The sequence below is a fragment of the Stenotrophomonas sp. ZAC14A_NAIMI4_1 genome (assembly GCF_003086915.1).
GTDB lineage: Bacteria > Pseudomonadota > Gammaproteobacteria > Xanthomonadales > Xanthomonadaceae > Stenotrophomonas.
In genome coordinates this window covers 2,628,053-2,645,985 of the sequence record NZ_CP026002.1, presented here as the reverse complement: position 1 = coordinate 2,645,985, position 17,933 = coordinate 2,628,053, and the positions used below count along the sequence as shown (strand labels likewise).

Here is a 17,933-nt window from a genome sequence, read left to right as displayed (position 1 = left end):
GGGACCGGCCCGTTGCTGTGGTAGGTGCCAACCTTGGTTGGCACGCTCTTGCCCCACGCAGCGAACGCCAACCAAGGTTGGCATCTACCGGAGCGCGTGCCCGGTAGCGCCGGGCCATGCCCGGCGAGCGCAGCGGGCCGCGCTTACAGCTGGATCTGCTGGAAATGCTCGACGCGGTCGTGGCCGTTGGTGGCCTGGCCGGTGCGCGGCATCGGGTAGTCCTCCAGGCGGTCGATCAGGCGCGTCTGCAGGCCAGCCTCGCGGGCGGCATCCAGTTCTTCCACCACGTCCGACAGGAACAGGATCTCACCGGCCGGCACGCCGATCGCCTGCACGATGTTGCGATAGCTGTCCGCCTCGCGCTTGCCGCCGATCTCGGTATCGAACCAGCCCGACACCAGCGGGCTCAGGTCGCCTGCATCGCTGAAGCCGAAGAACAGCTTCTGCGCCGGCACCGAGCCGGAGGAGTACACGTACAGCGGCAGGCCCGAGGCATGCCAGCCCTTCAGCACCGGCGCCACTTCCGGGTAGAAGTGCGCGGTGTAATCGCCGCGACGGTAGCCGGCATCCCAGATCAGGCCCTGCAGGGCCTTCAGCGCCGTGTGCTTGCGGTCCTGGTCGATCCACCCCTGCAGCGTCTCGGCTACCAGGCTGTCCTGGCAGGCGCCACCGATCTCGGTGGCCACCGCATCCAGCCAGCGGCGCACCTCCGGCTGCTGGCCGTGTTCGGCCACGAAGGCCGGCAGGGCCTGGCGGGCATAGGGGAACAGCACGTTCTTGACGAACGAGATGCTGCTGGTGGTGCCTTCGATGTCGGTCAGGATGACGCGGGGCTGCATGGATCAGGACGCCTGGGTGGGAACGTAACGGGGGAATTTCTGCGCGATGTCGGTGCCGGTGAAGTGACCGACCCAGCCGTCCGGCTCGGTGAAGAAGCGGATGGCCACGAAGCTCGGCTCATCGCCCATGTCGAACCAGTGGGTGGTGCCGTCGGGCACGGCGATCAGGTCATCCTTCACGCACTCGATCTCGTACACCTTGTCACCCACGTGCAGGGTGAACAGGCCCGATCCTGCAACGAAGAAGCGCACCTCGTCTTCCTTGTGGAAGTGTTCGTCGAGGAACTTCTTGCGCAGTTCGGCGCGGTTCGGGTTGTCCGGGGCGATCGACGCCACGTCCACGCTCTTGAAGCCGCGCTCGGCGACCAGTCGGTCGATGTCCGCACGGTAGGCGGCGAACACTTCGTCCTGGCTGGCGCCCGGGGCGACCGGCGCGGTGGCCTGCCAGCGCTCGAAGGTGACGCCGATCTTCTGCAGCTCGGCCGCGATGATCGCGCCGTCCTGGGAATCCAGCAGCGGTGATTCGGGATGGGTGTCGTCGTAGATGCGCAGTCGGCTCATGGCGGCAGCTTGAACGTCTCGGGGGGAAGACAGGGTAACAGGGTGGTGAAGGGCGGCAGATTCCGGATTGGAATCTGCACCCCGGCGCCGGTTCAGCCGCGCAGCTTGCGCAGTTCCAGCTCGCAGTGGAACAGGAACTCGAAGGCTTCCATGTGGCGGCGCGCTTCGGCCATGTCGCGGCCCCAGGCATACAGGCCGTGGCCGTCGATCAGGTAGCCCCACAGCGGCTGGGTATCGAGCAGGGCATCGACCTGCGCCGAGAGCACGTTCATGTCCTGGGTATTGGCGAACACCGGCACGTCGATGGCCATTTCGTGGGTGCTGTTGCCGGCGAAGGCCTTCAGCAGCTCGTAGCCTTCCAGGCGGATGTGGCCCTGCGGCGCGTACAGGCGCGAGGCGATGGTCTGCACCGGTGAATGGGTGTGCAGCACGCAGCCGATTTCCGGGAAGCGGCGGTACAGCTGGGTGTGCAGCAGGGTCTCGGCGGACGGGCGCAGCGGGCGGCCGACGGCGAGGCCGTCGAAGTCCACCACCATGATGTCGTCCTCGATGAGGCGGCCCTTGTCCTTGCCCGAGACCGTGATTGCGGCGTGGCGGTCGTCCAGGCGGTGGGAGAAGTTGCTGCTGGTGGCCGGGGTCCAGCCGGCGTGGGCCAGTTCGCGGACGTTGTCGATCAGCAGCTGGGCCAGTTCGCTCAGGCGCGCGGTGTCGTAGGGGAAGGTGGGGGCGTTCATGCGGTCGATTTTACTGGATTCGGCCAACGGCTGAGCCCCTCGTGGCGGGATGGTCGGGTTGATTCCTTGGGTGGGCCGGCCGGGGTGGGCTGGCGGGACACGCCGTGAACCCATCCATGAGGGCTCGTAGGCGCCATCCATGGCGCCTGCGGTCCCGCCAGCCCACCCCGGCCGGCCACGGACAGGTTCCGTGCGCGCCAGCCACGGAGTGAAGAAGGAAAGGCTGAAGCGGGTCGCGGCGCTGCGCTTGCTCGGAGCGGAGCATGGCTCCGCTCTACAGAAGATTCATTCCCCAGATGGACTTCATCCACGCATGGCGTGGATCTACCGGACGTGCCGGGAGAGTGTCGAAGGCGGGGAGGGGTGAGGTTGCGGGGGCGTGAGCCGCATGGATGCGGCGACCGAGCTTACAGGGACGTACTTGCAGCGTCCCCCGCAATCTCACCCCTCCCCGCCAACCCCTCAACCCAGCTTTTGCCGTTGCTCCGGCTCCAGCGGGTGCAGGGCCGCAGGCCCTGCAATACAAAAAACCCTTACTGGCCCCGCAGGCGGCTGTGCTTGAAGCCGTAGCAGAAATAGATCACGAACCCGACGAACGTCCACACACCCATCAGCATCCAGTTGTGCATCGTCATCGCCGACAGCAGCGCCATGCAGCTCAGCACGCCCAGGGTGCAGATCAGCCACGCCATCGGCATGCGGAATGGACGCGGCAGGTCCGGCTGGGTGCGGCGCAGGATCAGCACGCCCGCACACACGGCCGCAAACGCGATCAGGGTGCCCATCGAGGTCAGTTCACCCAGGATGTCCAGCGGGAACAGCGCCGCCAGCAGGGCGATGCCGATGCCGGTGATGACCGTGTTGATGTGCGGGGTGCGGTACTTCGGGTGGATCTTGGTGAACACCGGCGGCAGCAGGCCGTCGCGCCCCATGATCATGAAGATGCGCGGCTGGCCGATGATCATCACCAGCACCACCGAGGACAGGCCGACCAGGGCGCCGACCTCGACCACCCAGCGCAGCCAGCCCAGCTGCGGGTGCGCCGCCACGGCGGTCACCACCGGTTCGTCGGTGCCCAGCAGCTGGTACGGCACCAGGCCGGTCATGACGGCGGCCATGGCGATGTACAGCACCGTGCAGATCACCAGCGACAGCATCATGCCGATCGGCATGTCGCGCTGCGGGTTCTTCGATTCCTGCGCCGCCACCGACACTGCCTCGAAGCCGATGTAGGCGAAGAACACCATGGCCGCGCCGCGCAGCACGCCTTCCATGCCGTACTTGCCCGGGCCTTCGTTGGCCGGGATGAACGGGGTCCAGTTGCTGGTGTCCATGTACTTCCAGCCGACCACGATGACCAGCACGATCAGGCCGGTCTTCAGCACGACCATCGCCATGTTCATCGCCGAGGACTTGCTGATGCCGACGTAGCACAGCCAGGTCAGCAGCAATACCAGGATGGCGGCGGGCAGGTTGGCGATGGCGCCGGTGGGGCGCAGCTGCGCGTCCAGTGGTGCACTGACCAGCGCCGCTGGCAGGTGGATGTCGAACTGGCTGAGCAGGCTGAGGAAGTAGCCGGTCCAGCTGACCGCCACCGCCGAGGCCGATACGCCGTACTCGAGCACCAGCATCCAGCCGATGAACCAGGCCGAGAGCTCGCCGAAGGTGGCGTAGGTGTAGGTGTAGGCGCTGCCGGACACCGGCACCATCGAGGCGAACTCGGCATAGGCCAGCGCGCAGAAGGCGCAGCAGACCGCGGCCAGCACGAAGGACAGCATGATGGCCGGGCCGGCATGGTTGGCCGCGGCCTGGCCGGTGATGACGAAGATGCCGCCGCCGATGACCGCGCCGATGCCCAGTGCGGTCAGGCCCCAGGGGCCGAGGTGGCGGCGCAGGCTCAGGCCGTTGGCGTCTTCATGGGCGGCATGCGGGTGCTTGGTGGCCCACAGTTGCTTGAACATGTGTGTCGATCTTTTCGAAGCGCGCCGCGGATGGCGCGCGGGGAGAAACGGACGGGCCGGCGCGAGGCCGGCCCGTAGGCACATCAGGGAGACTTGGCCAGCTTGCTGTTGCGGATGCCGTAGCCGAGGTAGATCACCAGGCCGAGCAGGGTCCAGCCGACGAACAGGTGCCAATGCACCACGAACGCCTGCCAGAACAGGAACAGGCAGGTGGCCGCGCCCAGCGGGCAGATGATCCACACCGCCGGCACGCGGAACGGGCGGTGCAGCTCCGGCTTGCTGTAGCGCAGGACCAGCACGCCGATGCAGACGGTGGCGAAGGCCAGCAGGGTGCCCATCGAGACCAGTTCACCCAGCACGTTCAGCGGCACCAGGCCGGCCAGTGCAGCGGCGATCACGCCGACCACGATCGTGGCCCAGTACGGGGTACGGAAGCGGGCGTGGACCTTGCCGAAGAACTTCGGCAGCAGGCCGTCGCGCGAGATCGTGTAGGCGATGCGGGTCTGGCCCATCATCATCACCAGGATCACCGAGGACAGGCCGGCGATGGCGCCGATCTCGACGGCGGTCTTCAGCCACGCCAGCTGCGGGAAGCCTTCCAGCGCGGTGGCGACCGGCTTGTCGGTGCCCAGCAGGTGGTACGGCATCATGCCGGTCAGCACCGCGCAGACGATGATGTAGACGATGGTGCACACGGCCAGCGAGCCGAGCAGGCCGATCGGCATGTTGCGCTGCGGGTCCTTGGTTTCGCCGGCGGCGGTGGAAACCGCGTCGAAGCCGATGTAGGCGAAGAACACGATGGTCGCGGCGCGGAAGATGCCGCTCCAGCCGAACTCGCCCGGCCCGGTGTTTTCAGGAATGAAGGGGTGCCAGTTGCCCGGATCGATGTGCGCCGCGCCGATGCCGATGAACAGGCAGATGACGGTGACCTTGATGGCCACGATGATCGCGTTGACGAAGGCGGACTGGGTGACGCCGACATACAGCAGGCCCGACACCGCCGCGATGATCAGCACCGCCGGCAGGTTGAACAGCTTGCCGGAGGCGACGAACTCGCTGCCGGTCCAGGCGATCGGCGCTGCACTGAGCGCGTCCGGGAACGGCATGTTCAGCGTGCTGGTGACGAAGCTGATCAGGTAGGCCGACCAGCCCACCGCGACCGAGGCCGAGGCGAACAGGTATTCCAGCACCAGGCACCAGCCGATGAACCAGGCCATGCCTTCGCCGAGGGTGGCGTAGGAGTACGAGTAGGCGCTGCCGGAGACCGGCATCATCGCCGCGAACTCGGCGTAGCACAGGCCCGCCAGCGCACAGGCGAAGCCGGCGATGACGAACGAGAGCATGACCGCCGGGCCGGCGTGGTTGGCCGCGGCCTGGCCGGTCAGCACGAAGATGCCTGCGCCGATCACCGCACCGATGCCGAGCATGATGAGGTGTTTCGCCGTGAGGGTCCGTTTCAACGTGGCTTCGCCGTCCAGGCTGCCTTCGATGGGTTCGCCAGCATCGACGTGCCCGGCCGGTTGGACCGGCTTGACCCTCAACAGTGCTTTCAGCATGCAGAACTTTCCTGATGATCGGATTGGGGCCGCCGATGCGTTGCCGGCGGCCTGGAATGGTGAAGGCCGCGCGAACGGCCCGCTGTACCTTAGCCAAAGCTGAAGCCACCGCACAAGCGCAATCGCAACAATGACCGGCGATAATGGGCAGTATTTTTCCGATTGCCCCGCATTCATGAATCAACCTGCCGAATCCCTTGCCGCGCTTGATGTTCAGCTGCGTGGCCTGCTGCATGACTACGCCCGCCGGGAGCCATCCCACGACGCGCTGGCTGCCGAATTCAGCACATTGATTGACGATCCGCAGGATCCTTTCTGTCGTGAACGTCTGGCCGGGCACTTCACGGCCAGCTGCTGGCTGGTCAGTGCCGACGGCCAGCGCCTGCTGCTGACCCACCATCGCAAGCTGCAGCGTTGGCTGCAGCTGGGCGGCCATGCCGATGGCGACCGCGACCTGGGGCGGGTGGCGCTGAAGGAAGCGGAAGAGGAATCCGGCCTGGCCGGCCTGGTGCTGGATGATCCGGCCATCTTCGACCTGGACAAGCATTGGATTCCCGAACGCACCGACGTGCCGGGGCACTGGCACTACGACGTGCGTTTCGTGATCCGTGCCGTGGGGGGCGAGGCGTTCGTGCTCAGCGAGGAATCGCTCGACCTGGCCTGGCGCCCGGTGGCCGAGGTTGCCGAAGATCCGGAATCGGACGCATCAATGCAGCGCATGGCCCGCCGGTGGTTGGCGCGCTGATGTTTTCCGACGCCTGTGCGGCATTTATTGCGGCTCATGCCTGTGGTGAGGCGAAGCAGAGTGCGGCACTCGCGATGATCAGGGCTGCATTGCCAGTCATCACATCCATCGAGTGGGAGCGCGTGCCATCGCGCCTGGAGGTCCCCGGGGTTGGGCGGGAGCGGCTGGTGCAGGAGTTGAGCGCCATTGCAGATGCTGTTGGTTTGCCAAGCGAGGCTGCGTTGACGGTTGTCCAGGTGGATGGGGCGGTACCTTCGCTGGGTAGCCGCCTGCAGGACTGGCTGGTTCATGCCGAGGAGCTGGATTTCGCCGATACGCTGTTCCTGTCGATGGAAGACAGGGTTCTGATCCATTGGTCCTTCTACAAGGATCTTTACGCCGTAAGGTTCTGAGGTTTCTCATCCACGCATGGCGTGGATCTACTGCGGGATCGCGCGAAACGCCAGTAGATCCACGCCATGCGTGGATGGCGCGATGCCGGAAGCAATCCGCCGGGCCATGCCCGGCGAACATTCGATCAATACAGAATGCGGGTGCGCAGGGTGCCCGGAATGGCAGCCAGTTCGTCACGCACCGCGCCGGCCTGTTCCTCGCTGGCGGTGATGTCGATGACCACGTAGCCCACCTTCGGGTCGGTGCGCAGGAACTGGCCGTCGATGTTGACGTTGTGGCGCGAGAAGATCTCGTTGACCTTGGACAGCACGCCCGGCACGTTCTGGTGGATGTGCAGCAGGCGCAGGCTGTCGGCGTGCTCTGGCAGGGTCACTTCCGGGAAGTTGACCGCCGACAGGGTGCTGCCGTTGTCGCTGTAGCGCACCAGCTTGGCCGCCACTTCAATGCCGATGTTGTCCTGCGCTTCCAGGGTGCTGCCGCCCACGTGCGGGGTCAGGATGACGTTGTCGTGGCGGGTCAGCGGCGATTCGAAGATATCGCCATTGCCCTTGGGCTCGACCGGGAACACGTCCAGGGCCGCGCCGCCGATATGCCCGCTGGCAAGGGCCGCGTCCAGTGCGTCGATATCGACCACGGTACCGCGCGCGGCATTGATCACGTGCGCGCCACGGCGCGTCTTCGCCAGCTCGGTGGCGCCGATCATCCACTGCGTGGACGGGGTTTCCGGCACGTGCAGGGTGACGATGTCGGCGCGCGCCAGCAGGTCGTCCAAGCTGGCGGCGGCACGGGCATTGCCCAGCGACAGCTTGGTTTCCACGTCGTGGAAGATCACCTGCATGCCCAGCGACTCGGCCAGCACGCCGACCTGGGTGCCGATGTGGCCGTAGCCGATGATGCCCAGCGTCTTGCCACGCACCTCGTGGCTGCCGCTGGCCGACTTCGACCAGCCGCCACGATGGCACTCGGCGTTCTTCTGCGGGATGCCGCGGGTCAGCATGATCGCTTCGGCGATGACCAGCTCGGCCACGCTGCGGGTATTGGAATAGGGGGCGTTGAACACCGGGATGCCGGCCAGCTCGGCCGCGTCCAGGTCGACCTGGTTGGTGCCGATGCAGAAGCAGCCCACCGCGATCAGGCGCTTGGCCTCGGCCAGCACCTCGGCGCTGAGCTGGGTGCGCGAGCGGATGCCGACGATGTGTGCCTCGGCGATGCGGGCCTTCAGTTCGTCCTCGGGCAGCGCCTTGCTGTGCGCTTCGATCTGGCTGTAGCCGGCGGCGCTGAACACCTCCACGGCGGTCTGGCTGACCCCCTCCAGCAACAGCACGCGGATATCCTGCTTCGGGAACGAGGTCTTCTTCGGCGACATGGTGCGGCACGGCCAGTGGGACAGGGGCTGACCACTATGCCAGATCGGCGGGGCCATGGTGCAGTGCGGAAATAGTTGCATCCGTAGCCATTCCGGGTGATTGCCGGGGCTGGACGCTGGCCCGCGGCGCTGGCACGCTTGCCCGTTCTTCACGCACCGCGCTGGACCGTCATGACCGATTCCCGCATCGCCTCGCTGCAGCAGGCCTGTCCCGGCCTGAAGCTGAAGACCGACCCTGCCGACCTGGAGCATTACGGCCGCGACTGGACCCGGCGCTGGACCCCGGCGCCACTGGCTATCGCCCTGCCGGCATCGGTGGAGGAGGTGCAGGCCGTGATGCGCTGGAGCGCGGCGGAGGGCGTGGCGGTGGTGCCTTCCGGCGGCCGCACCGGCCTGTCCGGCGGCGCCGTGGCGGCCAACGGCGAGCTGGTGCTGAGCCTGGAGCGGATGAACAAGGCGCTGGCCTACGATGCGGTCGACCGCACCCTGGTGGTGCAGGCGGGCATGCCGCTGGAGGCGCTGCACAACGCGGCGCTGGACCATGGCCTGATCTACCCGGTGGATTTCGCCGCGCGCGGCTCGTGTTCCATCGGCGGCAACATCGCCACCAATGCAGGCGGCATCCGCGTGATCCGCTACGGCAACACCCGCGAATGGATCGCCGGGTTGAAGGTGGTCACCGCCAGTGGCGAACTGCTGGAGCTCAACAAGGGCCTCATCAAGAATTCCAGCGGCTACGATTTCCGCCAGCTGATGATCGGGTCCGAGGGCACGCTGGGCGTGATCGTCGAGGCCACGGTGAAGCTGACCGATCCGCCGCCGGGCAGCAACGTGATGCTGCTGGCGGTCCCGAGCTTCGACGTGCTGATGCAGGTGTTTGCGGCGTTCCGCGCACGCCTGCAGCTGCAGGCGTTCGAGTTCTTCACCGAGCGCGCGCTCGAGCATGTGCTGGCCCACGGCGCGCAGGCCCCGTTCGACGAGGTGCACCCGTATTACGTGGTCACCGAATTCGCCGCCAACGATGAGGCGCAGGAAGCGGCGGCCATGGCGGCCTTCGAGGACTGCATGGGCAACGGCTGGGTCAGCGACGGCGTGATCAGCGCCAGCGATGCCCAGGCGGCGCAGCTGTGGCGCCTGCGCGAGGGCATCACCGAAGCGGTGGCCCGCTACAAGCCGTACAAGAACGATGTCTCGGTGCGGATCTCGGCGATGCCGGCGTTCCTGGCCGAGACCCAGGCCTTGATCGGCGAGGCGTATCCGCACTTCGACGTTGTCTGGTTCGGCCACATCGGCGATGGCAACCTGCATATCAACGTGCTGAAGCCGGACGACACCAGTGATGCCGATTTCGTGACCCAGTGCGAGCACGTGACCAAGCTGCTGGCGCAGGTGCTGGCGCGCTTCGATGGCAGCATTTCGGCCGAACATGGCATCGGCCTGGTCAAGAAGGGCTACCTGGACAGCACGCGCGGCCCGGCGGAAATCACGCTGATGAAGGCGGTCAAGCGCGCCTTCGATCCCGAAGCGCGGCTGAATCCAGGCAAGCTGTTCGACGCCTGATGCAGGCAAAGACTTCACACAACCATTACGCTCCCTGCAACTCCACTGATGGCTTGACCACGATGACCCGTCCGCTCCTGCTGCTCGCCCTGCTGTCCTTGCCGCTGGCCGGCTTCGCTTCCAGCTTCGCTGGCACCTCTGCGGGTTCGGCCACCGGCGCTTCTTCCGGTTCCTCGGGCAGCAGCTCGGGTGATGACAAGGTGGTGCTGGCTGCGCGCGATGATGCTGCCGCATTCGTGGCCAGCGATGGCCAGATCCGCGGTGCGCGCCTGCAGGCGGCGCTGGTGCACCTGCGCGAGCAGGATGCCGCTGCCCAGCAGCAGAGCGATCTGCAGCTGGCCCGCGCGCTGCTGGCCCGCTGAACCGGCCTTCCGGTAGTGCCGGCCGCTGGCCGGCAACTCCATGACGTCTGTACGGAACGCAGCCACGCAGGGCGTGGCTCTACTGCTGATCGCGCACGCCGCGCATGCGGCCGATCGCCTGCAGCTTGATCCCGCTGGACTGAGCGAGCCGCAGCAGCAGCTGGCCCGGCAGACGCTGGACGACGTGCAGGCACTGCTGCCGGACGGCCTGCTGCGCGCGCTGCCTGCGCAGGTACGGGTGTCGTGGCGCGACGATCTGCCCGGACAGGTGCACGGCCGCGCATTCGCCGGACGCATTGCGCTGCGCCTGGATCTGCTGGATGACAGCCAGGCGGGGGCGCGCCGTGCGCGTCGCAGCGCGCTGGTCCATGAGCTCACCCATGTAGCAGACCGCGGTGGCGCGAACTGGTCGCACAGCGCGCGCTGGCGTGATCTGGCCGGTTGGCAGCGCAGGCCCTGGCACCTGGGGCGCGGCGACAACCACTTCAGCGACCGCAGCCCGGATCGCTACGAACTGACAGACCCGGCTGAATACCTGGCGGTGAATGCCGAGCGTTTCGTGCTCGACGCCGAGTTCGCCTGCCGCCGTCCCGCCTTGGCGCAGTGGTACCAGCAGCATTTCGGCACGCCGCCCTCACTCCCAACGGCGCAGTGCGACGGCACGGTGCCGCTGCTGCAGGCTGAGGCGGAGGAGGGCGCGGCGTCGTTGCTGCAGCTGGATCCTGCCCGCGTCTTCGCCGTGGATTACCTGTTCGCCGAGGGCAGTGCGCAGCCGATGAGCCGCTGGGGCCACAGCATGCTGCGCCTGGTCATCTGCCGCCCGGGCCGCGCGCCGGGGCCGGATTGCCGGTTGGATCTCGAGTATCACCGCGTCCTGTCCTTCCGCGCCTTCGTCGGCGACGTGCAGATTTCCAACTGGCGGGGGCTGACCGGCGGCTATCCGTCGCGGTTGTTCGTGTTGCCGTTGCAGCAGGTGGTGGACGAGTACACCAAGGTCGAACTGCGCGGGCTGCAATCGCTGCCGCTGGCGCTTGATCGCAGCGAAATCGCCAGCCTGCTCGAGCGCACCGCACAGGTGCACTGGAGCTATGACGGGCGCTATTACTTCGTCAGCAACAACTGTGCGGTGGAAACCGCCAAGCTGCTGCAGGCCGGGGTGCCACGGCTGGGCGAGGCCGGCCTGACCCAGCTGACCCCGCGCGGGTTGCGCCGGCGACTGGTGCGGCTGGATGCGCTGGATGAGCGGGTCCTGGACGACCGTGCCGGCGCGCAGGCCCAGGGCTATTACTTCGCATCGGCACGCGACCATTACCAGCAGTTGTTTGCGGTTGCTGCCGCGCAGAACTCCCTGCCGGCGCACGACGTGCAGGCTTGGCTGAAGCTGCCCGCGCGGCAGCGTGCGCCGTGGCTGCTGAAGGGGGATGTGCGCGCGAGCGCCGGGTTGCTGTTGCTGGAACAGGCCGCACAGCGCCGCGCCGAGCTGCGGGCGCGGGACACCCTGAAGCGGCGCCTGCTGGCCGCGCCGGAAAGCGAGGCCACCGCGCAGCTGCGCGGCCTGCTGGAACAGAGCGGGCAGTGGTTGCGGCCGGGCCGCCTGCTGGCCGATGGCGGCTATGGAGTGCCGCTGGCCGAAGAGCAGGCCGTTGTTGCCGGGGCCGTGGCCACCGCCAGTGCAGCGGCCGTGCCCGCCTGGCAGTCGCTGCGCCAGCAGCTGCGCGTGCAGCTGCCTGCCGGGCAGCAGCAGGAACTGGATGACATCGACGCCAACCTCGCGGCCCTCGGCAAGCGGCTGCGTGAGCAGGCGGCCGCGCCGGTCGCAGGCGTGGCCGTGCGCTGATCCGGGCGTGCTGCGGCTGCGGTCAGGCGGCTTTCAGGCCCTGCCGGTGCCAAGGTGGTACGGTGAGGTGTCCTCAGCAGTATCGACAAGGAGTCGAGCCATGCGTGTAGTTCCCGGCCTGTTGGCAGCCTCCCTGGGCATCCTCCTCACCGCCTGCCAGCCTGCGGCAGCACCTCCCGCAGCGGCGACCGCCGCCGATCTGCCGCCACCCGTGCCCGAGCCGGCGACGGAGGCCGCAGCCGCCAGCGAAACCGCTTACCGCTGCGGCGACCTGGATGTCCACGCGCGCTTCGAGGGCGAAGACGCGGCGACGGTGACGATCGGTGAACGACGCTTCGCGCTGCGTGCGGAACGGGTGGCGTCCGGGGCGAAGTACAGCGATGGCAAGGGCAACAGCTTCTGGGCCAAGGGCAGCGATGATGGCCTGTTGAGCCTGAAGGGTGAGCCCGATCGCGAGTGCCAGGCCCAGCAGGACATCGAAGGCGATGGCAGCGCGGGCAAGGCCGCATTCCGTGCCACCGGCAACGAGCCCGGCTGGCTGGCCGTGGTCGACGGCGATGCGCCGGGCCTGCAGGTGGACGTGGACTACGGCGAGCGCCGTTTCCAGGTGGCCGCGCCCACCACCGGCACGGATGGCTGGGCGGGCAAGGCTGCCGATGGCACCGACATCAAGCTGAGCTTCCAGCGCACCACCTGCCAGGACAGCATGAGCGGCGAATCGTTCGAAGCCAAAGCGATGCTGACCGTCGGTGCTCGCCAGTACCACGGTTGCGGCAATTTCGGCGGCAAATAACGCCGTACCGTAGAGTCGAGCTTGCTCGACTGCCTTTCGCAGAAGCAGTCGAGCAAGCTCGACTCTACGGCGGCCTTGGTGCTTAGTCGGCGCGGCCGGCGAATTCGCCGGTGGCGGTGTTCACCAGCACGCGTTCGCCGTTGGCGATGTACTCCGGCACCATGATTTCAATGCCGGTGTTCAGCTTGGCCGGCTTCGGGCGCTTGGTGGCGGTGCCGCCCTTCAGTTCCGGCGGGGTTTCGATCACTTCCAGCACCACCGAGGCGGGCAGCTGGATCGCCACCGGCTGCTCGTCGATGACCTGCACGTAGATGCCGGTCAGGCCGTCGGTGATGTAGCCGGCGTCGTCGCCGATCACGTCGGCGTCGAGGGTGTAGGGGGTGTAGTCCTCGTCATCGAGGAACACGAACGCATCGCCGTCCTTGTACGAATAGGTGGACTGGCGGCGCAGCAGTTCGACTTCGACCAGGTTGTCGTCGGCATCGAAGCTGGCGTCGAGCTTGTTGCCACCCGGCACGCTGTACATGATGAAGCGGAAGCGGACGTTGCCGCCGCGGCCCTGCGGCGAGCTGCGTTCGATGTCGCGGATCTGGTACACGCCGTTGTTGTACTCGACGACGTTGCCCTTCTTGATGTCGTTGGCTTTCATGATGTTGTTGGTCGTTGGGGGTGGGCGCCGTCCCGGCGCCCGGGGGAATCACTTCGGAGCGAGGCGGGTAGCGCCGTCCAGGCGGATGGTCTCGCCGTTGAGATAGGTGTTGCCGAGGATGAAGCCGACCAGGCTGGCGAAATCGTCCGGCTTGCCCAGGCGCGACGGGAACGGGATGGACGCGGCCAGCGACTGCTGCACGGCTTCGGGCATGCCATCGACCATCGGCGTCCAGAACACGCCCGGGGCAATGGTGTTGACGCGGATGCCGAAGCGCGAGAGCTCGCGGGCCATCGGCAGGGTCATCGACACCACGCCGCCCTTGCTGGCGGCATAGGCGGCCTGGCCGATCTGGCCTTCGTAGGCGGCGATGCTGGCGGTGTTGATGATCACGCCGCGCTCGCCGTCTTCGCCAGCGTCGTTGTGCTGCATGCGGTTGGCCGCGGCCTTGGCCACGTTGAAGCTGCCGACCAGGTTGACCATGACCGTGCCCTGGAAGCCGGCCAGCGGCATCGGACCCTCTTTGCCCAGCACGCGGCCGGCGCCGAGGATGCCGGCGCAGTTCATCGCCACGTTCAGGCCGCCGAGGAAATCGTGGGCCTGGTCGATGGCTGCGGCAACGGCCGCCTCATCGCTGACATTGACGTTGAAATAGCGGGCCGTGTCGGCGCCCAGCCCGGCCACGGCGGCCGCGCCCTTGTCGTCATTGAGGTCGAACAGGGCGACCTTGCCGCCGTTGGCGACCAGGTGCTGGGCCACGGCCAGGCCGAGGCCGGAAACGCCGCCGGTGATCACGGCACGTACGGAAGACAGCTGCATTGAACGGTCCTGCAGGTTCGAGAACCGCCGATTCTAACGGAAGCCACGGCGCGCGCCGTTGTGCGCCGCTGCAATCGAACTTCACCTGTAGAGTCGAGCCATGCTCGACTGGCGGGGGCAGGGCAGTCGAGCAAGCTCGACTCTACCCGGCGAGGTCCCGGGCCATCTCCGGCGGGTCGCGCCCGCGCAGGCGCCGCTTGAACTCATCGGGGGGCAGGCCCGGGGCGAACAGGAAGCCTTGGCCGATGGTCACCCCCAGCCCCAGCAGGCACTGGCGCTGGGCCTCGGTTTCCACGCCCTCGGCCACCACGCCCAGGCCCAGGCTGCGGGCGATCGCGCAGACCGCCTCGCACACGGCCACGTCCGAGCGGTTGCGCGGGATGCCCTCGACGAACAGCTGGCTCAGTTTCAGGCCATGGATCGGCAGCCGCCGCAGGTAGTTCAGCGCGCTGTAGCCCTCGCCGAAATCGTCGATGGTCAACATCACGCCCATCTCGCGCAGGCGGGCGAAGGTGCGCAGGGTGTCCGGCGCGTCCTCGATCAGCACCCGCTCGGTGAACTCCAGTTCCAGCACCGTGCCGGGCAGCTCGAACTCGTCCAGCACCTGCCGTACCCAGCGGGCCAGGTCCTCGCCGACGAACTGCCGCCATGAGACGTTGACCGCCACCCGCATCGTCTCCAGGCCATCGTCCTGCCATTGGCGTATCTGGCGGCACGCCTCGCGCAGCGCCCATTGGCCGATCCGCACGATGTCACCGGTGTGCTCGGCGTGGCGGATGAACAGGTCCGGGCGCATCTGTCCGAGCTGGCCGTTGTGCCAGCGCATCAGGGCCTCGCAGCCGGTGATGGCCGCTGTGCGCAGGTTGATCTGCGGCTGGTAGACCAGTCGGAATTCGTCGCCGTCCAGCGCCTTGTGCAGGCGGCTCTCGATCTGCAGGCGGTCGTTCTGGCGCTCGGCCAGCTCCTGCGAGAACACGTGCCAGCCGTTGCGGGTGCGACGCTTGCACTCGTACATGGCGGTGTCGGCGTTCTGGATCAGCTGCTGCGGGCGGTCGCCATCGCCGGGCGCCTTGGCGATGCCGATGCTGGCGGTGACCTGGAATTCATCGCTGCCCAGCTGGAAGGGGGAGGAGAACGCGGCGGTGATGCGCTCGGCCAGCTGCTCGGCCTGGTCGGGCTGGTCGCGCAGGTCGCAGATCACCAGGAACTCGTCGCCACCGAAGCGGGCGAGCAGGCCTTCGGTGCCGATGGCCGTGGCGATGCGCCGGGTCGCTTCGATCAACAGCTCGTCGCCGGCGTTGTGGCCGAGCAGGTCGTTGACGACCTTGAAGCGGTCCAGGTCGATGTACAGCACCGCCACCCGGTCGTGGCCGGGGCTGCCCATGCGCACGCCCAGGTCGGTGAGCACCGCATCGCGGTTCATGATGCCGGTCAACGGGTCGGTGCGCGCCTGCACGCGCAGGGTCTCTTCGGCCTGCTTGCGTTCGGTGATGTCCTGCACGGTGCCGGTGATGCGCGCGGCATCGACATCGCCGGTGGACACCTCGCCGATCATCCGGATCCAGAACGAATGCCCGTCGCGGCGCTGGCCCTGCAGTTCCAGGCCGAAGCTGCTGCGGTGCTCGATGGTGTCGGCCAGCGCCTGCTGCAGGGAGGTGCGGTCATCACTGCGCAGGCAGTCGAGCAGGTCGGTCATGTCCTGCAGGTCGTCGGGCTGGCCGACGATGCGCCGCGCCTCGTCGGTCAGGTACAGGCGCTGCAGGCTGCGGTCCCATTCCCACCCGCCGATGTGGGCCAGCGACTGCGCGCGCGCGAACAGCAGGTTGTTGCGCTTGAGCTCGGTGATGTCGCTGAACATCGAATAGACATGGTCGGCCTGGTCGCAGCCGGTGCCGAACACCGGCACGTTGGTGGTCGACAGCCACAGCATGCGCCCGCGCGGGCGGTGGTACAGGCCGATGATGGTGCTGCGGATGACCCGCCCGGCCTGGAAGCAGCGGATGGTCGGCCACTGTGCCTGGGTGAGGGTATTGCCGTGCTCGTCGACGATCAGCCAGGCCTCGGGGTCGAGCAGGGCATCAAACGCATTGCCATTGCTGGTGATGCCGAGGACGCGGTGCGCGGCCGGGTTGGCCGAGATCACCCGCAGGTTGCGGTCGAACAGGATCACGCCCTTGTCGATCGATTCCATCAGCAGGCGGTAGCGCGATTCGGCACGCCAGCGCCCGCTCAGGTCGCGCGCCACGGCCACGATGCAGGGCTGGCCATGGTCCTGGAAGCCGGCCGAGTGCACTTCCACCGGGAAGCGGCTGCCATCGCCGCGCATGTTGGTCACTTCGATGACGTAGGTGTCACCGCGGTTCAGCGCTTCCCAGACCGGCTGCAGGTGGTCGCTGGGCAGGTCGGGATTGAGCAGTTCGATCGGCTGGCCGACGATGGCCTCGCGCGGGCGGTCGTAGGCGTGGACGCCGGCGCGGTTGACGTCCAGCACCACGCCGTCGGCGCTGAGGATGCTGACCGGGTCGGGCACCGCATCGAACAGGGCGGCGTAGCGTTCCTGTGCTTCGCCCATGCGCAGGCGGGCGTCGATCAGTGCCTCCATCGCCTGCCGCAGCAGGCGGGCCTGGGCGGCGGGCGGGGCGCCTGCCAGCGCGGCCTGCAGTGCGGCCAGCGCGTCGTCGGTCACGGCGGATGGTTCGCCGTACACCGGAACGTCGCGCGGGCCGCTGTCGTTCATGTCGCCGCCAGGGCCTGCCCGACCCGGCTGGCAGTGGCACGGCCGAGCAACCCGGCCAGCCAACGGCCGGTTTCAGCCAGGGCCGGCAGATCCACGCCGCACTCCAGGCCCAGGCCCTGCAGCAGGTAGACCACGTCCTCGCTGGCCACGTTGCCGCTGGCACCCTTGGCATACGGGCAGCCGCCCGCACCGGACACCGCGCTGTCGACCACGCGCACGCCTTCTTCCAGGCAGCTGGCGATGTTGGCGATGGCCTGGCCATAGGTGTCGTGGAAGTGCACGGCCAGTGCGTCCATCGGGATCTCGGCAGCGACCGCCTTCAGCATGGCCCGCGCCTTGTGCGGGGTGCCGACGCCGATGGTGTCGCCCAGCGAAATTTCGTAGCAGCCCATGTCATGCAGGGCGCGCGCGACGCGCACCACGTCGGCCAGCGGCACGTCGCCCTGGTAGGGGCAGCCGAGCACGGTGGAGACGTAGCCACGCACACGCACGCCGTCCTCGGCGGCACGCCGGAGGATGGGCGCGAAGCGGGCCAGCGACTCGTCGATGCCGGCATTGGTATTGGTGCGGTTGAAGGCCTCGGAGGCGGCGGTGAACACCGCCACTTCCTGCACGCCGACGGCACGCGCCCGGTCATAGCCCTGCTCGTTGGGCACCAGCACCGGGTAGGCGATGCCGGCGCGGCGGTCGATGCCGGCGTAGACCTCGGCCGCATCGGCCAGCTGCGGCACCCAGCGCGGGCTGACGAAGCTGGTCGCTTCGATGGTGCGCAGGCCGGTGGCGGACAGGCGGTTGACCAGCGCGATCTTGTCGGCGGTGGCCACCGCCTGCTTTTCGTTCTGCAGGCCGTCACGCGGGCCCACTTCGACGATGCGGACGAAATCGCTCATCGACGCACCTCCGTGGCGGGCAGGGTGGGGCGGGCGGCAGGGGCGGAAGCGGGTGCGATCACGAGGGTTCCTGGAGAACGGGGGCAACCTGGTCTCCACCGGGCTGCCAACAGGGATACGCAGGTCGGCCG

The 17,933-nt window shown here is 67.7% G+C and carries 16 protein-coding genes; 6 read left to right on the top strand and 10 right to left on the bottom strand.

The annotated features are described in order from the left end of the window. Window positions 1-143 precede the first annotated feature (143 nt). From mtnC to C1926_RS11945, 5 genes are all read right to left on the bottom strand, one after another. Window positions 144-839: an acireductone synthase gene (gene mtnC / locus C1926_RS11965; RefSeq protein ID WP_108759342.1), complete on the bottom strand. Its 696-nt coding sequence runs from the start codon at window positions 837-839 to the stop codon at window positions 144-146. 3 nt (window positions 840-842) lie between these two features. Next, entirely contained in the window at window positions 843-1,400 is a 558-nt protein-coding gene (locus tag C1926_RS11960) for an acireductone dioxygenase (RefSeq protein WP_079221721.1), read from the bottom strand. A gap of 92 nt (window positions 1,401-1,492) precedes the next feature. Next, window positions 1,493-2,134, bottom strand: a complete 642-nt coding sequence (locus C1926_RS11955) for a methylthioribulose 1-phosphate dehydratase (protein ID WP_108760681.1) — start codon at window positions 2,132-2,134, stop codon at window positions 1,493-1,495. A gap of 533 nt (window positions 2,135-2,667) precedes the next feature. Next, window positions 2,668-4,095, bottom strand: coding sequence for an amino acid permease (locus tag C1926_RS11950; protein WP_108759341.1), 1,428 nt, complete (start codon window positions 4,093-4,095; stop codon window positions 2,668-2,670). Window positions 4,096-4,178: 83 nt separating this feature from the next. Beyond that, window positions 4,179-5,651 carry an amino acid permease gene (locus C1926_RS11945; protein WP_108759340.1) on the bottom strand — a complete coding sequence of 491 codons (1,473 nt, stop codon included), beginning with the start codon at window positions 5,649-5,651 and terminating at the stop codon, window positions 4,179-4,181. 130 nt (window positions 5,652-5,781) lie between these two features. Between C1926_RS11945 and C1926_RS11940 the strand changes: the two genes are divergently transcribed. Further along, window positions 5,782-6,396, top strand: a complete 615-nt coding sequence (locus C1926_RS11940) for an NUDIX hydrolase (RefSeq protein WP_108759339.1) — start codon at window positions 5,782-5,784, stop codon at window positions 6,394-6,396. After that, on the top strand, window positions 6,396-6,788 hold the full coding sequence (locus C1926_RS11935; protein ID WP_108759338.1) for a hypothetical protein: 393 nt from the start codon (window positions 6,396-6,398) through the stop codon (window positions 6,786-6,788). The genes C1926_RS11940 and C1926_RS11935 overlap by 1 nt, the downstream gene beginning before the upstream one ends. A gap of 125 nt (window positions 6,789-6,913) precedes the next feature. Here C1926_RS11935 and serA read toward each other — a convergent pair whose 3' ends face one another. Beyond that, on the bottom strand, window positions 6,914-8,155 hold the full coding sequence (gene serA / locus C1926_RS11930) for a phosphoglycerate dehydrogenase (RefSeq protein ID WP_108759337.1): 1,242 nt from the start codon (window positions 8,153-8,155) through the stop codon (window positions 6,914-6,916). Between the two features lie 171 nt (window positions 8,156-8,326). Between serA and C1926_RS11925 the strand changes: the two genes are divergently transcribed. The 4 genes from C1926_RS11925 (at window position 8,327) to C1926_RS11910 (ending at window position 12,707) form a co-directional block, all read left to right on the top strand. After that, window positions 8,327-9,715, top strand: coding sequence for an FAD-binding oxidoreductase (locus tag C1926_RS11925; protein WP_108759336.1), 1,389 nt, complete (start codon window positions 8,327-8,329; stop codon window positions 9,713-9,715). 62 nt (window positions 9,716-9,777) lie between these two features. After that, on the top strand, window positions 9,778-10,077 hold the full coding sequence (locus tag C1926_RS11920; protein WP_079225213.1) for a DUF2388 domain-containing protein: 300 nt from the start codon (window positions 9,778-9,780) through the stop codon (window positions 10,075-10,077). Window positions 10,078-10,117: 40 nt separating this feature from the next. Then, window positions 10,118-11,914, top strand: coding sequence for a DUF4105 domain-containing protein (locus C1926_RS11915; protein WP_108759335.1), 1,797 nt, complete (start codon window positions 10,118-10,120; stop codon window positions 11,912-11,914). Window positions 11,915-12,014: 100 nt separating this feature from the next. Further along, window positions 12,015-12,707 (top strand): MliC family protein, encoded by a 693-nt coding sequence (locus C1926_RS11910; RefSeq protein WP_108759334.1) that lies wholly within the window; start codon window positions 12,015-12,017, stop codon window positions 12,705-12,707. Between the two features lie 82 nt (window positions 12,708-12,789). Here C1926_RS11910 and yeiP read toward each other — a convergent pair whose 3' ends face one another. From yeiP to C1926_RS11890, 4 genes are all read right to left on the bottom strand, one after another. Beyond that, window positions 12,790-13,356 (bottom strand): elongation factor P-like protein YeiP, encoded by a 567-nt coding sequence (yeiP, locus tag C1926_RS11905; RefSeq protein ID WP_079221730.1) that lies wholly within the window; start codon window positions 13,354-13,356, stop codon window positions 12,790-12,792. A 48-nt stretch (window positions 13,357-13,404) separates the two neighbouring features. Next, window positions 13,405-14,175 (bottom strand): SDR family NAD(P)-dependent oxidoreductase, encoded by a 771-nt coding sequence (locus C1926_RS11900; protein WP_108759333.1) that lies wholly within the window; start codon window positions 14,173-14,175, stop codon window positions 13,405-13,407. A gap of 142 nt (window positions 14,176-14,317) precedes the next feature. Continuing rightward, window positions 14,318-16,912, bottom strand: a complete 2,595-nt coding sequence (locus C1926_RS11895; protein ID WP_108759332.1) for an EAL domain-containing protein — start codon at window positions 16,910-16,912, stop codon at window positions 14,318-14,320. Then, window positions 16,909-17,802 (bottom strand): hydroxymethylglutaryl-CoA lyase, encoded by an 894-nt coding sequence (locus tag C1926_RS11890; RefSeq protein ID WP_108759331.1) that lies wholly within the window; start codon window positions 17,800-17,802, stop codon window positions 16,909-16,911. Before C1926_RS11890 ends, C1926_RS11895 begins: the two co-directional genes overlap by 4 nt. Window positions 17,803-17,933: the final 131 nt, after the last annotated feature.

Excerpts from the sequence above, each read along its gene's own strand:
- mtnC (WP_108759342.1), bottom strand. The coding sequence starts at position 839 with ATGCAGCCCCGCGTCATCCTGACCGACATCGAAGGCACCACCAGCAGC.
- C1926_RS11960 (WP_079221721.1), bottom strand. The coding sequence starts at position 1,400 with ATGAGCCGACTGCGCATCTACGACGACACCCATCCCGAATCACCGCTG.
- C1926_RS11955 (WP_108760681.1), bottom strand. The coding sequence starts at position 2,134 with ATGAACGCCCCCACCTTCCCCTACGACACCGCGCGCCTGAGCGAACTG.
- C1926_RS11950 (WP_108759341.1), bottom strand. The coding sequence starts at position 4,095 with ATGTTCAAGCAACTGTGGGCCACCAAGCACCCGCATGCCGCCCATGAA.
- C1926_RS11945 (WP_108759340.1), bottom strand. The coding sequence starts at position 5,651 with ATGCTGAAAGCACTGTTGAGGGTCAAGCCGGTCCAACCGGCCGGGCAC.
- C1926_RS11940 (WP_108759339.1), top strand. The coding sequence starts at position 5,782 with ATGACCGGCGATAATGGGCAGTATTTTTCCGATTGCCCCGCATTCATG.
- C1926_RS11935 (WP_108759338.1), top strand. The coding sequence starts at position 6,396 with ATGTTTTCCGACGCCTGTGCGGCATTTATTGCGGCTCATGCCTGTGGT.
- serA (WP_108759337.1), bottom strand. The coding sequence starts at position 8,155 with ATGTCGCCGAAGAAGACCTCGTTCCCGAAGCAGGATATCCGCGTGCTG.
- C1926_RS11925 (WP_108759336.1), top strand. The coding sequence starts at position 8,327 with ATGACCGATTCCCGCATCGCCTCGCTGCAGCAGGCCTGTCCCGGCCTG.
- C1926_RS11920 (WP_079225213.1), top strand. The coding sequence starts at position 9,778 with ATGACCCGTCCGCTCCTGCTGCTCGCCCTGCTGTCCTTGCCGCTGGCC.
- C1926_RS11915 (WP_108759335.1), top strand. The coding sequence starts at position 10,118 with ATGACGTCTGTACGGAACGCAGCCACGCAGGGCGTGGCTCTACTGCTG.
- C1926_RS11910 (WP_108759334.1), top strand. The coding sequence starts at position 12,015 with ATGCGTGTAGTTCCCGGCCTGTTGGCAGCCTCCCTGGGCATCCTCCTC.
- yeiP (WP_079221730.1), bottom strand. The coding sequence starts at position 13,356 with ATGAAAGCCAACGACATCAAGAAGGGCAACGTCGTCGAGTACAACAAC.
- C1926_RS11900 (WP_108759333.1), bottom strand. The coding sequence starts at position 14,175 with ATGCAGCTGTCTTCCGTACGTGCCGTGATCACCGGCGGCGTTTCCGGC.
- C1926_RS11895 (WP_108759332.1), bottom strand. The coding sequence starts at position 16,912 with ATGAACGACAGCGGCCCGCGCGACGTTCCGGTGTACGGCGAACCATCC.
- C1926_RS11890 (WP_108759331.1), bottom strand. The coding sequence starts at position 17,802 with ATGAGCGATTTCGTCCGCATCGTCGAAGTGGGCCCGCGTGACGGCCTG.